The organism is uncultured Roseibium sp., from assembly GCF_947496995.1.
Classification (GTDB): domain Bacteria; phylum Pseudomonadota; class Alphaproteobacteria; order Rhizobiales; family Stappiaceae; genus Roseibium.
The window spans coordinates 213,586-228,824 of sequence record NZ_CANMFD010000001.1 but is presented as its reverse complement, the minus strand read 5'-3'; the positions used below and the strand labels follow the sequence as shown (position 1 = coordinate 228,824).

12 protein-coding genes are annotated in these 15,239 nt (G+C 62.1%); 6 read left to right on the top strand and 6 right to left on the bottom strand.

Annotated elements, in window-relative coordinates:
- Positions 1 to 19: 19 nt before the first annotated feature.
- Positions 20 to 505 (bottom strand): hypothetical protein, encoded by a 486-nt coding sequence (locus tag Q1B40_RS01100; RefSeq protein WP_299808751.1) that lies wholly within the window; start codon positions 503 to 505, stop codon positions 20 to 22.
- Between the two features lie 170 nt (positions 506 to 675).
- Here Q1B40_RS01100 and Q1B40_RS01095 point away from each other — a divergent pair, with 170 nt between their 5' ends.
- The gene (locus tag Q1B40_RS01095; protein ID WP_299808748.1) at positions 676 to 1,185 is read left to right on the top strand and encodes an MmcB family DNA repair protein; all 510 of its coding nucleotides are present in this window, start codon (positions 676 to 678) and stop codon (positions 1,183 to 1,185) included.
- 164 nt (positions 1,186 to 1,349) lie between these two features.
- On the opposite strand, the gene xylA is transcribed toward Q1B40_RS01095, so the two are convergent.
- From xylA to xylF, 5 genes are all read right to left on the bottom strand, one after another.
- Complete coding sequence (gene xylA / locus Q1B40_RS01090; protein WP_299808745.1) at positions 1,350 to 2,669, bottom strand: xylose isomerase; 1,320 nt, start codon at positions 2,667 to 2,669, stop codon at positions 1,350 to 1,352.
- A 12-nt stretch (positions 2,670 to 2,681) separates the two neighbouring features.
- Positions 2,682 to 4,133 (bottom strand): xylulokinase, encoded by a 1,452-nt coding sequence (gene xylB / locus Q1B40_RS01085; RefSeq protein ID WP_299808742.1) that lies wholly within the window; start codon positions 4,131 to 4,133, stop codon positions 2,682 to 2,684.
- A gap of 154 nt (positions 4,134 to 4,287) precedes the next feature.
- Positions 4,288 to 5,055, bottom strand: coding sequence for an ATP-binding cassette domain-containing protein (locus Q1B40_RS01080; RefSeq protein WP_367279112.1), 768 nt, complete (start codon positions 5,053 to 5,055; stop codon positions 4,288 to 4,290).
- A 24-nt stretch (positions 5,056 to 5,079) separates the two neighbouring features.
- The gene (locus Q1B40_RS01075) at positions 5,080 to 6,369 is read right to left on the bottom strand and encodes a sugar ABC transporter permease (RefSeq protein ID WP_299808736.1); all 1,290 of its coding nucleotides are present in this window, start codon (positions 6,367 to 6,369) and stop codon (positions 5,080 to 5,082) included.
- A gap of 175 nt (positions 6,370 to 6,544) precedes the next feature.
- Positions 6,545 to 7,576: a D-xylose ABC transporter substrate-binding protein gene (gene xylF, locus Q1B40_RS01070; RefSeq protein ID WP_299808733.1), complete on the bottom strand. Its 1,032-nt coding sequence runs from the start codon at positions 7,574 to 7,576 to the stop codon at positions 6,545 to 6,547.
- Positions 7,577 to 7,848: 272 nt separating this feature from the next.
- Between xylF and Q1B40_RS01065 the strand changes: the two genes are divergently transcribed.
- The 5 genes from Q1B40_RS01065 (at position 7,849) to preA (ending at position 15,223) form a co-directional block, all read left to right on the top strand.
- Positions 7,849 to 9,114, top strand: a complete 1,266-nt coding sequence (locus Q1B40_RS01065) for an ROK family transcriptional regulator (protein WP_299808731.1) — start codon at positions 7,849 to 7,851, stop codon at positions 9,112 to 9,114.
- Positions 9,111 to 10,550: a di-heme oxidoredictase family protein gene (locus tag Q1B40_RS01060; protein ID WP_299808728.1), complete on the top strand. Its 1,440-nt coding sequence runs from the start codon at positions 9,111 to 9,113 to the stop codon at positions 10,548 to 10,550. Before Q1B40_RS01065 ends, Q1B40_RS01060 begins: the two co-directional genes overlap by 4 nt.
- Positions 10,547 to 12,220, top strand: a complete 1,674-nt coding sequence (locus Q1B40_RS01055; RefSeq protein ID WP_299808725.1) for a CRTAC1 family protein — start codon at positions 10,547 to 10,549, stop codon at positions 12,218 to 12,220. Before Q1B40_RS01060 ends, Q1B40_RS01055 begins: the two co-directional genes overlap by 4 nt.
- 308 nt (positions 12,221 to 12,528) lie before the next feature.
- The gene (locus Q1B40_RS01050) at positions 12,529 to 13,875 is read left to right on the top strand and encodes an NAD(P)-dependent oxidoreductase (protein WP_299808722.1); all 1,347 of its coding nucleotides are present in this window, start codon (positions 12,529 to 12,531) and stop codon (positions 13,873 to 13,875) included.
- Between the two features lie 34 nt (positions 13,876 to 13,909).
- Positions 13,910 to 15,223, top strand: coding sequence for an NAD-dependent dihydropyrimidine dehydrogenase subunit PreA (gene preA, locus Q1B40_RS01045; protein WP_299808719.1), 1,314 nt, complete (start codon positions 13,910 to 13,912; stop codon positions 15,221 to 15,223).
- Positions 15,224 to 15,239: the final 16 nt, after the last annotated feature.

Genomic DNA, 15,239 nt, shown 5'->3' with positions numbered 1-15,239 from the left:
GCCCGGTATTATTTGATGCTCAGTTGCTGGCGGCTCGCAGGATCGGGATGATTTTCTGGCAGAAGTGAAACTGGACCGGGGGACGTTCGCCCTCCTGCACCATCAGCACGCTGGTTCCGCGCGGGCGAACCGTCACCAGTTCGATCGCTTCTCCGCCGTCCGTGAGCAGGCAGTTGATTGCCGCGCGCTGGGTTTTGCCGTCGCTCTGTTCAGCACCATAGACCTGGCAGATGCGGCCCGGCGTTTCCAGCAGACCGCGGTAGATCGCCAGCGTTGTGCCCGGAACGCTCCGGTCGATGCTCGGCGCCGGGCAATAGTCGAGATCCGTCACCCAGATCCCTTGCGCGAATTTGGCGAACCGCAGATCAAGCGTTTTTCCCTGCAGGAGAGGCGCGGATTTGGGGACCTGGATTTTGAGATCCCCCTTTTGTGCATATGCAGGCCCGCCTGTCACAGCACACAGTACGGCCAGCAAGACGCATCGTTTCAAAAATTCCAGCCTCATTTACCCCTCCCGGATTGCCCGGTGCTGTTTCCTGCTCTGCCCGACCAGACTTATGATCGATCATCTTTCGGAATTTCAATCGACGTCGATAGAACACGCAATTTCCGGCCCGCGTCAACTTTTGCATTGAGCGCCTTGTCAATAACGAACAAATGTGGAACAAAATTCCGATGACGAACAGGATCCTGCAGCCTCCCGGCCGTCTTCAGTTGGACGATCCCTTGAAAGACGGCCGGCAATCGGAAACCGCGCTCATGGTCTGGCGCGGGACCGCCCGGCTGCTGCGCCAGCTCGATTTCGCCTGCATGCCGGAAATAACTCTCGCTTCCGGCCGCCGTGCGGACCTTCTGGCGCTCGGGCCGAAACACCAGCTCTGGATTGTCGAGGTCAAATCCTCGATTGCCGATTTTCGGGCGGACACGAAGTGGCCGGACTACCGACAGCATTGCGACCGGCTTTTTTTCGCCACCCATCCGGATGTGCCGGCGGATATTTTCCCGGAGGAGGCAGGGCTCATTCTTGCCGATGGGTTCGGTGCGGAAATTCTCCGGGAGGCCCCGGAACACAAGCTGGCCGCAGCAACCCGCAAATCGGTGACCCAGAGGTTCGCACGCAGCGCCGCAAACCGGCTGCATGACCTGAGCGATCCCGACGGCCTGCGGTTCTCAGACCGGGTTTGATGTTCCGGCTGCAAACAGCTTTCGATTAGGGACGGCCCTTCAGGGCGTCCTCACCCCAATGTCTATCCGCTTCGGACGAACCACTGACAGCTCGCCGCCCCGACCTTGAGCCGGGGCCACGTGGCAGGTCCCGGCTCAAGGCCGGGACAGCACGGAGGTGCGGTTCACACGAACAGGTTCACCAGGCTTTCCAGATATTCCTGCTTGCCGGATTTCGGCTGCGGTTCCAGATCACTTGCATGAACGCGGTCGGCCAGTGCTTCCAGGGAGGAACCGCCCTTCAGGATTTCCGCGTTTTCCGGGTGCGACCAGCCGGCATAACGCTCATCGACAAAGCCTTTCAGGCGGCCGTCCTCGATGATCGCGGCAGCGGCCTTGAGACCCTGGGCAATGGCGTCCGCCGAACCGACGTGACCCTGAATCAGGTCGACCGGATCGATGGACTGGCGGCGCAGCTTGGCGTCGAAATTGGTGCCGCCCGTCGTGAACCCGCCGCCCATCAGGATCTCGTAATAGGCCAGCGCCAGCTCCGGTACGTTCATTGCGAAATGGTCGGTGTCCCAGCCGCACTGATAGTCGTTGCGGTTCATGTCGACGGAGCCGAGAATGCCGAGCGAGCGGGCCATGTGCAGTTCGTGCTCGAAGGAATGACCGGCGAGAATGGCGTGGCCCTGCTCGATGTTCATCTTGACTTCGTTCTCGAGGCCATAGGCCTTCAGGAAGCCGAAGACGGTGCCGACATCGTAGTCGTACTGGTGCTTGCTCGGCTCCTGCGGCTTCGGCTCGATCAGGATCGTGCCCTTGAAGCCGATCTTGTGCTTGTATTCCACCACCATGTTGAGGAACCGGCCGAGCTGGTCGAGTTCCTGGCCGATATTGGTGTTGAGCAATGTCTCGTAGCCTTCACGTCCGCCCCACAGAACGTAGTTCTCGCCGCCGAGGCGGAAGGTCGCGTCCATGGCGTTTTTCACCTGCGCCGCGGCATAGGCGAAGATGTCCGGATCCGGATTGGTCGCCGCACCGCCCATGAACCGGCGGTTGGAGAACATGTTGGCCGTGCCCCAGAGCAGCTTCACGCCGGTGTCGGCCATCTTCTTTTCGAAGATGTCGGCAATAGCGTTCACGTTGGCGTTGCTCTCCGCCAGGGTTTTCCCCTCCGGCGCGATGTCGCGGTCGTGGAAGGTGAAGAACGGCATTCCCAGGATCTGGAACATTTCAAAGGCGACATCCGCCTTCAGCTTTGCCTGTTCCATCGGGTCGCCACCGGCAGCCATCCAGGCGCGGTTGAAGGTTTCACCGCCGAACGGATCGGTGCCCGGCCAGCAGAAGCTGTGCCAGTAACAAACGGCGAGGCGCAGATGGTCTTCCATGCGCTTGCCGAGAACGATCTCATCCTTGTTGTAGTGGCGATAGGTCAGGGGATCGCGGCTGTCGGGGCCGGCGAAAGGAATCGGCTGAAGATCGCCAAAGAACCCAGTGCTCATTTTTTTGTCTCCTCAAAAACCGGCTTGTTTGAGCGCCGGATACAGTTTCCGCCATTGGCCATAGGCCTCGGCATAGGTTTCAGTAAGGGCCGGAACAGGATCGATGCTGGCCTTGAGTTGCGGCCTGGTGAAGATCCCTTCCGTCGTCCCGAGCGCTGCGGCGTGACCGAGCCTGGCCGCTCCGAGCGATGCTCCGAAATCGCCGTCCACCGGCACATCCACCGTGACGTCGAGAAGGCTGGCAATGATCTCCAGCCACAGTTGCGACCGCGACCCTCCGCCAACGGCAAGCACCCGGTCGATTTTCGTCCCCGCAACGCTCAAGGCTTCGAGACAATCCTTGAGGGCGAAGGCGACGCCGTCGAGCACCGCATGGGTCAGGTCGGCATCGTCGGTTTCATGCGAGATACCCATGAAGCCGGCGCGGATGTCGACATCGTTATGCGGCGTGCGCTCACCGCCGAGATACGGCAGGAAGGAAACCGCAGACGGGCCGGAGACCTTGTCCAGCAGCCCGGTCAGTTCGGCAGGCGATTTTTTCAAGGTCCTGGCAAGCCAGTTCAGGCTGTCGGTCGCCGACAGGATGACGCCCATCTGGTGCCATGTGTCCGGTACGGCATGGCAGAAGGCATGAACGGCGCCTTCCACGTTCGGGGAGAACCTGTCGTTGGTGACAAACAGGACACCGGATGTGCCGAGCGACACGAAGGCCGATCCGGGATCGACCGCACCGACTCCGCAGGCCGAAGCGGCGTTGTCTCCGCCGCCCCCGGCAACGACGGGCGTTCCATTGATTCCCCAGCGGGCACACAGGTCCGGTTTCAAGGTGCCGGAGCTTTCAGAACCTTCCACGAGGCGCGGCATGTGCTTGCGCGTCAGCCCCGTGGCGGCCAGCAGATCGTCGCTCCAGTCCCGCTTCGCGACATCCATCCAGAGCGTACCGGCGCTGTCGGACATGTCGCCCGCATATTCACCGGTCAGCCTGAAGCGGACATAGTCTTTCGGCAGCAGGACCATCGCCGTCCGGGCAAAGATGTCCGGCTCGTTTTCCCGCACCCACTGCAACTTCGGTGCGGTGAAGCCAGGCATCACCAGATTGCCGCCGAGCGTCAGGAACTTCGGTTCGGCTGCCTGCAGTTCGGCGCATTGTTTGCCGGACCGGCCGTCGTTCCACAAGATACACGGGCGCAGGGGCCGGCCGGCATCATCCAGCAGGGTCGCACCGTGCATATGGCCGGAAAGCCCGATGCCGCGAACAGCCGCCATCTCCTTCGGCGCCTGCGCTTTCAGCGCATCGAGGACCGTCTGGCACGCCGTCCACCAGCTGTCCGGGTCCTGTTCCGACCAGCCGGGATGAGGCCGCTGCACCGTCAGCTCGGCCGTAGCCGAGGAAATCAGCGTCTGGTCCTCGTTCAGGAGAATGGCTTTGACCGAACTCGTGCCGATATCGAGACCGATGTACATGAGGTGCGTTCCTCAACTTGGTTGAAAAAGAATGCCGATCCCCGCGAAGGGATGCGGCACGGTGTCTTTCGCACTGACCGACCGTCGTCCGCTGCCTGCTCTTGAGCGAACAGGCAGCTCCCGCGGGCCGTCACCCGCAGGAGCACGATGGTCTTTAGCCGACCGGAACATCTTCCACGAAAGCGCCCGGTCCGGGAACCGCCCCGGGAGGACATTTTCCCAGGATGATCATGCCGAGCACATCGTCATCGGTCACATCCGAAGTGCGCGCCGTTCCGACAAGCTGACCGTTTTTCATCACGGCTATCCGGTCGCAGAGTTGGAAGACATCGTGGATGTCGTGGCTGATCAGGAAAATGCCGAGGCCCTGCTTCTTCAGTTCCTGGATCAGCTCAGCGACCATTTTGGTCTCCTGCACCCCAAGGGCTGCCGTCGGCTCGTCCATGATCAGGATTCTGGCGTTGAAATAGACCGCGCGCGCGATGGCGACGGACTGACGCTGGCCGCCGGACAGGGCCTTTACCGGCGCATGGAACTTGCTGAAGTTCGGATTGAGCCGGCCCATGATCTTGCGGGTTTCCGCTTCCATGGCATCGTCGTCGACAAAGCCGAGCGGCGACGTCAGTTCGCGTCCGAGAAACAGGTTGGACGCTGCGTCGAGATTGTCCGCCAGCGCCAGCGTCTGGTAGATGGTCTCGATGTTCTGCGCCCGTGCGTCGCGCGGCGAGTGTATGTGGACTTCCTTGCCGTCGATGCGGATCTCGCCGGCGTCGGCCTTGTAGGCACCGGACAACATCTTGATAAGCGTCGATTTGCCGGCGCCGTTGTGGCCGAGCAGGCCGACGACTTCGCCGGGGAAGAGATCGACGGAGACGTGGTCCACGGCCTGCACACCGCCAAAAGCGATGCACATGTCTTTCATTTCTATGAGAGGTGTTGCCATCGCTCAGTCTCCTGTGCGCTTGCGGTAGATGATATCGACCAGGACGGCGAGGACCAGAACGGTTCCGACCACGATGTTCTGCAGCGGAGCATCGACGCCGACCATCGCCATACCCGACTGCAGGGACTGCATGATCAGCGCGCCGAGGATGGCGCCGTAGATCGTGCCGACACCGCCGGCAAGCGCTGTTCCGCCGATGACCGCGGCAGCGATGACGCGCAGTTCGTCGAGCGTGCCGATGTCGTTGGTCGAAAATCCGAGCCGGGCCGCGGCGACAGCAGCAGCCAGTGCCGCCAGCCCGCCCATGATGGCGAAGACCTTGACCGTCAGAAGACGGGTGTTGATGCCGGAGAGTTCAGCCGCATCCGGATTGCCGCCGGTCGCGAAAATGTAGCGACCGAGACGGGTGCGCCGGGCGACCATTGTCATGATGATGGCCACGACGATCAGGAGGACCACCGAATAGGGAATGCCGTAGCCCATGGTCAGGCCTTCCGGCAGGGTTTCGCCACTGGCTTCGAAAATGCGCTTCAGCCGCGCTTCGGGAATATCATAGGCGTTGAGAACCCAGACGAACCCGAGAATGGCGATGGTGGTGATCACGGCCATCGTTGTCTCGGCCCAGACCGGCTTTACCGGAAAACCGTGCGAGGCCTTGCGGCGGCGGGAGGCCAGCTGCAGCCACAACGCTGCGACAACGGCCAGAATGCCGAAGATCCAGGAACCTGTCTCCCCCATGGTGCCGCCGATGCCGCCGATCATGTTGAAGGTATCGTCGAGCGGGCCGATCGTCTGACCGGACGTAATGAACCAGGCGACATTTCGCCAGACCAGCAGGCCGCCCAGCGTCACGATGAACGCCGGAATGCCGAGGTAGCCGATCATCCAGCCCTGAAACGCCCCGATGAGAACGCCGACGACGATGCCGGCCAGGATCGCCAGGATCCAGATGGCGGGATGCCCGAGACCCAGAATGGCGGGCAGGATGTCCGTTTGCACGACCGCCATCACCGCCGCGATGGTGGCGAGCACCGAACCGACAGACAGATCGATATGGCGCGTGACGATGACGAACACCATGCCGGTCGCCATGATGGCGACGGAGACGGTCTGGATCGTCAGATTGAAGATGTTGCGCGGTGTCAGGAACCGGCCGTCCGTGAACACATTGAAAACCAGACACAGGACAATGAACGCCCCGATCATTCCCAGAAAGCGGGTATCCAGTTGCAACGCGGAAAAAATGCTACGTGCTGTCGGGCTTTTCTGCCCGGCCAGTGCCGTTTCGGACATCAAGGTCACTCCTGCTTGGAGACCGTTTCAGCTCACGCATCGGGAGGCCGTCCCGGGAACCGCCGGGGCGATCGTGGAAAGTACGGAAACCGCATCTTCAACAACCGCGCCAGTGGAATTCCTGCTGAAAGGCCCCGGTCGTTAAGACCGGGGCCCTGCGTCATGCGTGGTGTTATCAGTTACAAGGAGCCGGGCCGTTTTCGACGCCCTGGCACAGATCTTCTTTCGAGATCCAGCCAGCGTCGACAACTGCGGTCAGGTTGTCCTTGGTGATCGGCATCGGAGCCAGGAACTTGGCCGTCAGCTCGGTACCGGCAGGGGAGGTCCATGCAGCCGCGCCGTCGACGTCGGCCATCTTGGAGCCGCCTGCCAGGGACACGGCGATTTCGCCGGCAGCCTTGCCGAGTTCACGGGCATCTTTCCATACGGAAACGGTCTGGGTGCCCTTGGCGACGCGGTTCAGGGCAGCATGGTCGCCGTCCTGGCCGGACACCGGAATGCCGTCCATGCCCTGAGCGGTCAGGGCAGCGACAACACCGCCGGCCGTGCCGTCGTTGGAAGCAACAACCGCATCGACCTTGTTGTCGGTGGCGGTCAGGATCTGTTCCATGTTGCGCTGAGCGTTGGCCGGCAGCCAGCCATCGGTGTAGGCTTCACCGACGATCTCGATGTCACCCGCGTCGATCGCGGCCTGCAGAACTTCCTGCTGACCACCGCGGAGGAAATCCGCATTCGGGTCGGTCGGAGAGCCCTTGATCATGACGTATTTGCCCTTCGGCGCCTCAGCCAGAACCGCGGCAGCCTGCATGCGGCCGACTTCGACGTTGTCGAAGGTCAGGTAGAACGCACGCGGATCGTCGATCAGACGGTCATAGCCGACAACCGCGATGCCTTCGTCGGCAGCAGCCTGAACAGCCGGGCCGATTGCCTGGGAATCCTGTGCCAGAATGATCAGCGCGTTGGCGCCCTGAGCGATCAGGGCCTCGACGTCGGAAAGCTGCTTCGCGGAAGAGCTCTGTGCGTCAGCGGAAATGTATTTCGCGCCGGCAGCTTCCAGAGCGCCCTTGATGGCGGCTTCATCGGTCTTCCAGCGCTCTTCCTGGAAGTTGGACCAGCTCACGCCGACAACAAGATCTTCCGCATGGGCGACATGAAGAGCAGTTGCGGACAGCAGAGCGCCCGCCAGCAAAGTGGTGATTTTACGCATTGCGATGTTTCCTCCAGTGGGCGCAACCTGCATCAAGCGGTTGCACCTGAATATTCATCTTTCAAACCGGCGCCTTTTCGAGGCACCTTTCAGATAGGACAGCCCTGTTGTTATTTTTTTTGGCGTCCGAAAAAAAGTTGCTCTAAAGCGCCGCTCCTGTCAACATGGTTTTACAAAACTCTGCTCCGCGGGATTGAAAAATTCCGAATGAGGGCGGAAAAACCGGGAGAAACCCGGGACAGAGGAAACACCTTGGGAAGAGCTGAGCGCACATGAAACGCAAGGCGGACCGGGATCAGATCCGGCGGCAAAACAGAAGTATCATCCTCCAGGCGCTACGCCGGAACGGACCGACGGCACGGATCGATCTCGGCCAGACGACACGTCTGAGCCCGGCCACCGTGACGGCGATTACCTCCGACCTGCTGGATCAGGGGCTGATCCTCAGCCTGGAGAGCGAAGAGCCGAAAGCACCCCAGGCGCGCGGACGGCCGCGCACCTTGCTGAAGCTCAATCCGGATGCGGTCTTCACGCTCTGCATCCGGCTGTCGGTCAACAACATCGACCTGTCGCTGGTGGATTTCGCCGGCGATGTCACGCGGGAGACGCGTGTGCATTTCGACAGCTCCACGGCCGACGCGGACAGCTTTCCTCAGACGCTCGTCGAGGCCATCCGGCAGTTCCTGCACGAAGCCGGTGTCGAGCCGTCGCAGATGCGGGAAATCGGCGTCGCGGCGCAGGGGGTCGTGGAAACGGAAACCGGCCTTGTCGCCTGGAGCCCGGCTTTCGCGGGACGGAAGATTCCGATCGTCCATCCGCTGCAGTCGGCTTTCGACGCGGACTGTTACATCTCCAACGACACCAACATGATCACCGAAGCGCTGCACTGGTCGGACCCGAACCGCTACAGCGGCACCTTCGCGGTGATCATGCTCGACTACGGGGTTGGCATGGGGCTCTATCTGAACAACCAGCTGTTTTCCGGCGCCAGCGGAACGGCAGCCGAATTCGGCCACGCCAACCACATTCCGGGCGGTGCGCTTTGCCGCTGCGGCAAGAAGGGCTGCCTGGAAGCCTATCTTTCCGATTATGCGCTTGTGCGGGCGGCCACGCATCTGCCGGAGGATACCGACCCCGGCACGATCGAGGCGGGCGTGAGCGGTCTTGGCCGGCTGATCGAGCTTGCCGGTTCCGGCGACGAGGACGCGCGCAATGCCTTTCACGAGGCAGGACGCGTCCTAGGATACGGAATCGCGCGGGTGATCGCCATGATCGACCCGAAGCGTCTGGTGCTGACGGGCGCGGCCGTGCGGGCTTTCGCCTTCATGAAAAAAGGCATGTGGGAAGGTCTGGAGGAAGCGCTGGTCGCGGACCTGCGCAACAATTTCACCCTCGACGTGATGTCCTGGAACGAAGATTTCATCCGCAGCGGCCTGATTGCGCAGTCGATGGAGCGTCTCGACAAGGATTTTCTCGGCAACGCCACACCGAAGGCCAACCCCAGCGCGCGGCCCGGCACGTCGGAGGCGACAGCATGATCCACACTTTCAGACCAGCAGGAACCCCGATTGCGCTGGCACTCTTCCTGGCGACTGCCGTGCCCGCGCCCGTCTTCGCCGACCCGGATCCCCAGCCGTGGAGCGAACGCGCCATTCGCGAAGACGTGGACATAACCGCCCTTGCCGCCTCGGGCGAAGACCCGATTTCGGTTCTTCAGCCACTTGGGGAGCGGTTGTTTTCTGCCAGGTTCACCACACTGGACGGCGCCGGGCGGCCGGACGCGACCGGCGCCATCGTGCCGACCAAGGCCCGCCGCCGGTCCCATTTGCCCTTTCAGCGGCTCGCCGGGATGGACGCCAATGCCTGCGCCTCCTGCCACAACGAGCCGGTCGTGGGCGGGGCGGGCGCCTTCACCGCGAATGTGTTCGTTTCCGAAGGCTTCGAAAGCGCCGATTTCGATACGATCGACCCTCAATTTTCCAACGAACGCAACACCAACGCGATCCAGGGCGCCGGGCTGATCGAACTGCTCGCCCGGGAAATGACCGCCGATCTGCGCCGGCAGCGGCAGGACGTGCTGGCAAAGGCGCGCGCGAACGGCAAGACCGCGAAGACCAAACTGGTGAGCAAGGGGATCTCCTTCGGTTCCCTGACCGCCGATCCGGACGGCACGCTGGATGTTTCCGGGTTAGACGGGATCGATGACGACCTGACCCTGCGCCCCTTCAGCCAGAAAGGCGTGTTCGCCTCCCTGCGCCAGTTCACCGTCAACGCCATGAACGCGCATCACGGCATGCAGGCGCGCGAAAGGTTCGGCAGCACCTGGACCGGCACGGACGATTTTGACGATGACGGCCACACGGATGAACTGACGCCGGGACATATTTCGGCGCTGGTCGCCTGGCAGGCGACACTGCCCGCACCGACCCGGAAACAGGACTTGCCGGACATCTGGCAGGACGCCGCGCAGGCGGGTGAGACGCTGTTCGGCGAGATCGGCTGCAGCGCGTGCCATATTCCGGAGCTTCCGCTGGAGAGCCTGGTTTTTCACGATCCCGGCCCCTACGACACCGCCGGCACCTTGCGGCAAAGCGATGTTGTCAGTCCTCTCGCCCTCGACCTTGGCACGCTGGACTGGGTCAAGGCGCTGCCGCGCGACGATCAGGGACGGGTCCTGGTTCCCCTGTTCGGCGATCTGAAACGCCACAAGATTGCCGATGCCGCCAACGACACGTTCGGCAACGAATTGCTGGCCCAGAGGTTCGTCGCCCGGGACGTCTTCATGACCGCCGAACTTTGGGGCATCGGAAGCACCGCCCCCTACGGACACCGGGGAGACCTGACGACCCTCAACGAAGTAATCCTTGCCCATGGCGGTGAAGCGACCGCGAGCCGCAAGGCCTATTCCGACCTGGAAGAGCAGGACCGCCAGTCGGTCATCGCTTTCCTGCGCAGCCTGGAGATTGCCGAATGAGACAGGCCGGTTTCCTTGCCCTGACCTTGCTGGCGGTAACCGCCTCCGCCTGCCCCGCATTTGCCGACAACATTTCCGGCAACACCTCCGGGCAGAGCTCACTCGCTCCAGTGCCGGTCTTCGCCGAAGAGGCGCAATCGGCGGGGATCAACCACATTTACGACGGGGCGTGGGAATTTTTTGTCGGGGGTGGCACCGCCATTTTCGACTGCGACGGCGACCGGCGGCCGGATCTTTTTCTGGCCGGCGGGAAAAACCCGGCGCAACTCTTCCGCAATGCCAGCCCGACGGCGGGACCGCTGAAATTCGAGCCCGTGGACACCGGGTTGAGCGATAGGCAATCGGCCAACGTTCTCGGTGCCTACCCGCTCGATTTCAACAATGACGACGTGCTGGATCTCGTCCTGCTGCGGCTTGGCGAAAACCTTCTTCTTGAGGGCAAGGGTTCCTGCCGCTTCGACGTGACCAACCGCGCGCTTGCCTTTGACGGCGGGCGGGAATGGACGACCGCCTTTTCCGCGACCTTCGAACCGGACCTGGAATTTCCGACGCTGGCATTCGGAAACTATGTCGACCGTTCGGCTCCCGGCTCGCCCTGGGGCACCTGCCACGACAATTTTCTGTTCCGGCCAGAGACGACCGGGGATGGCGATGTCAGCTATTCCGAGGCCACCCGTCTTTCGCCCGGTTACTGCAGCCTGTCGATGCTGTTCACCGACTGGAACCGCTCCGGCGAACCGGCCCTTCGGATTTCCAACGACCGGCAGTATTACCGCGGTGGCGAGGAACAGCTCTGGGCGGTGCCTCCGGGCCGTCCGCCGCGCCCCTACCGCAAGGCCGACGGCTGGCAGCATCTGAAGATCTGGGGCATGGGCATTGCCTCCATCGACCTCGATGTCGACGGCTTCCCGGAATACGCGCTGACCAGCATGGGAGACACAAAACTGCAGAAGCTGGCCGAAGATTCCGACGAGACGGTCCCTGTCTATCAGGACATTGCCTTCGATCTCAGGGTCACCGCCCACCGGCCCTATGCAGGCGAGGACCTGAAGCCTTCCACCGGCTGGCACTCCGAATTCCAGGACGTCAACAATGACGGCCTGTGGGACCTCTACATTGCCAAGGGCAATGTGGAAGCCATGCCGGATTTTGCCGCCTACGATCCGGACAACCTGCTGCTGGGCCAATGGGACGGCAGGTTTACAGAAGCCGGCAGCGAGGCCGGAATAGGCCTCGACCGCCGTGGCCGCGGCGCGGGCCTTGCGGACTTCAACGCCGACGGGCTGCTGGACATTGTCGTGGTCAACAGGGGCGCTCCTGCCAGCCTGTTCCGCAACCTCGGCCAGGGCACAGCGGAACATCCGAAACCGCTCGGCAACTGGCTGGCCGTCGATATCCGCCAGCCGGGCAAGCCCAACCGCCGTGCGGTCGGGGCAAAGATCAGCGTCCGGACAGGAACGCGCTCGATGGTGAAAGACGTCCAGATCGGCGCAGGTCACGCATCCGGCCAATCGGGCTTCGTCCATTTTGGCCTTGGCGTCGCCGAGCGCGCCAATGTGCGCATCAAATGGCCGGACGGAGACTGGAGCCACGCCTACCGGGTGTTCGCCAACGGCCATGTGATCATCGATCGCGGCGCTGAAAAAGCCCGGCTCTGGTATCCGGAATAAGCTTCTTTGCGCGGCGGCTTCAGACGCCTTTTGTCCAACCCGCGCAAGACACCGCAGAACCCATTCGAGCGCGGCACAGGCCCTCCACGGCACCATTTTGCACCATGGCGTCATTTTAATCATATCGCTTTTTTGGAACTAACTTTCTGTTTTTCAAGCAACTTTATTTCTGAATTTTTTCCTCAACTTTATAATCATTCCAAAAAAAATTTGACTAACTGTTCAAATTTTCTTCCAATGGATTTCGAGCTTCCTCGCCAAATGAAGGAAGCCATCCGAAAATGATCGCCAACCTTCCGGAGATCTCCATGACCCAGACCACAGCCGGTCCGGATATTGCCGCCGGGCGTTTGTCCGACGACGCGTACGCAGAGAATTTCAGCGACCTGCATCCACTGCTGGACCCGCATGAAGCCCTGGTGGAAGCCGACCGCTGCTACTTCTGCTACGATGCGCCGTGCATGCAGGCCTGCCCGACCAGTATCGACATTCCGCAATTCATCCGCCAGATTTCAACGGGCAACCCCACCGGATCGGCGAAGACCATCTTCGAGCAGAATATCCTCGGCGGCATGTGTGCCCGTGTCTGTCCGACCGAGACCCTGTGCGAAGAAGTGTGTGTTCGCGAGATCGCGGAAGGCAAGCCGGTGAAGATCGGCCAGCTGCAACGTTACGCCACCGACCACTACATGGCCGAGAACGATACGACGCCCTTCACCCGCGGCGCACCGACCGGCCGGAAGGTCGCCGTGGTCGGAGCTGGTCCGGCCGGTCTTGCCTGTGCTCACCGCCTCGCGGTGCACGGCCACGACGTGACGTTGTACGACGCCAGGGAAAAAGCCGGCGGCCTCAACGAATTCGGCATCGCTTCCTACAAATCGGTTGACGGTTTCGCCGCCCGTGAAGCGGATTTCATCCTGTCTATCGGCGGTATCGAGCTGATAACCGGGAAGCGTCTTGGCACCAATCTGGATCTGGCCGAACTGCGGGCAGGTTTTGACGCGGTCTTTCTCGGCATCGGCCTTGGCAGCGTCAACGCGCTCGGGATCGAGGGCGAAGACAAGAGCGGCTCCCTGGATGCGGTCGACTATATCGCCGACCTGCGCCAGGCGGACGATCTTTCCACCCTTCCGGTGGGTCGCCGCATCGTGGTGATCGGCGGCGGCATGACCGCAGTCGACATCGCCGTTCAGACCAAGCTGCTCGGGGCAGAGGATGTCACCATCGCCTATCGGCGCGGCCAGGACCGGATGAATGCCTCCGATTATGAGCAGCACCTGGCGCAGACCAGCGGTGTGCGGATCATGACCTGGATGCAGCCGAAGGCGCTTGTCGCACAGAACGGCACGGTTACCGCCATTGAGCTGGAGCGGACCCGGGAGCACAATGGCTCCCTTGCCGGTACCGGCGAGACCGTCACCCTGCCTGCGGACATGGTGTTCAAGGCGGTCGGCCAGACGCTGGTGCAAACGGATCTGGGCGGTGCCCTGTCGCTCGAGAAGGGCCGTATCGTGGTCGACGCGGACCGCAAGACGAGCCTTGCCGATGTCTGGGCCGGCGGCGATTGCGTGCTTGGAGGCGAGGACCTGACGGTCGCCGCTGTCGAGGACGGAAAGATTGCCGCCGAAAGCATCAACGCCGCCCTGAGCGCCTGAGGCGCCGGCGTCACGGATTTGAGGGAGAGCCGACATGGCTGATTTGAGAACAGAGTTTATCGGCATCAAATCGCCGAACCCGTTCTGGCTGGCCTCCGCGCCGCCAACCGACAAGGAATACAACGTCGTCAGGGCCTTCAAGGCCGGCTGGGGCGGCGTTGTCTGGAAAACACTGGGCGAGGACCCGCCCGTCGTCAATGTCAACGGACCACGCTATGGCGCCATCCACGGCAAGGACCGGCAGTTGATCGGCCTCAACAACATCGAGCTGATCACCGACCGGCCTCTGGAAGTCAACCTGCGCGAGATCAAACAGGTCAAGCGGGACTGGCCGGACCGGGCGCTCATCGTCTCGCTGATGGTCCCCTGCGAAGAGCAGAGCTGGATCGACATTCTCCGCAAGGTGGAGGACACCGGCGCGGACGGGGTCGAGCTCAATTTCGGCTGTCCTCACGGCATGAGCGAGCGCGGCATGGGCTCCGCCGTCGGACAGGTTCCCGAATATATCGAGATGGTTACGCGCTGGGTGAAAAAGCACTCGCGCATGCCCTGCATCGTCAAACTGACCCCGAACATCACCGATGTGCGCAAGCCTGCACAGGCCGCCCTTGCCGGCGGCGCGGACGCGGTGTCGCTGATCAACACCATCAATTCGATCACGGCTGTCGATCTCGACATGATGTCACCGTCGCCCACGGTTGACGGCAAGGGGGCGCATGGCGGCTATTGCGGTCCTGCCGTCAAGCCCATCGCGCTCAACATGGTCGCCGAGATCGCACGTGATCCGGCCACTCATGGCCTGCCGATCTCAGGTATCGGCGGCGTCACCACGTGGCGCGACGCGGCCGAGTTCATGGCGCTCGGCTCGGGCACGGTGCAAGTCTGCACCGCGGCCATGACCTACGGCTTCAAGGTCGTCGAAGACATGATCGAAGGCCTCAGCGACTGGATGGACGAGAAGGGCTACACATCCGTCGACCAGTTCGTCGGCTCTGCCGTGCCCAATGTGACCGACTGGCAGTATCTCAACCTCAATTACGTCGCCAAGGCGGTGATCGATCAGGATCTGTGCATCCAGTGCGGCCGTTGCCACATCGCCTGTGAGGACACGTCCCACCAGGCGATCACCAGCATGGTCGATGGCGCACGCAAGTTCGAGGTGATCGACGAGGAATGCGTCGGCTGCAATCTCTGCGTCAATGTCTGCCCGGTGGAGAACTGCATCACCCTGGAGCCGATGGCCGCCGGCAGCGTCGACCCGCGCACCAAGCGGACGGTCGAGAAAGACTACGCCAACTGGACGACCCATCCGAACAACCCGATGGCCGTCAAGGAAGCTGCCGAATAACACCGGCTATACGCAA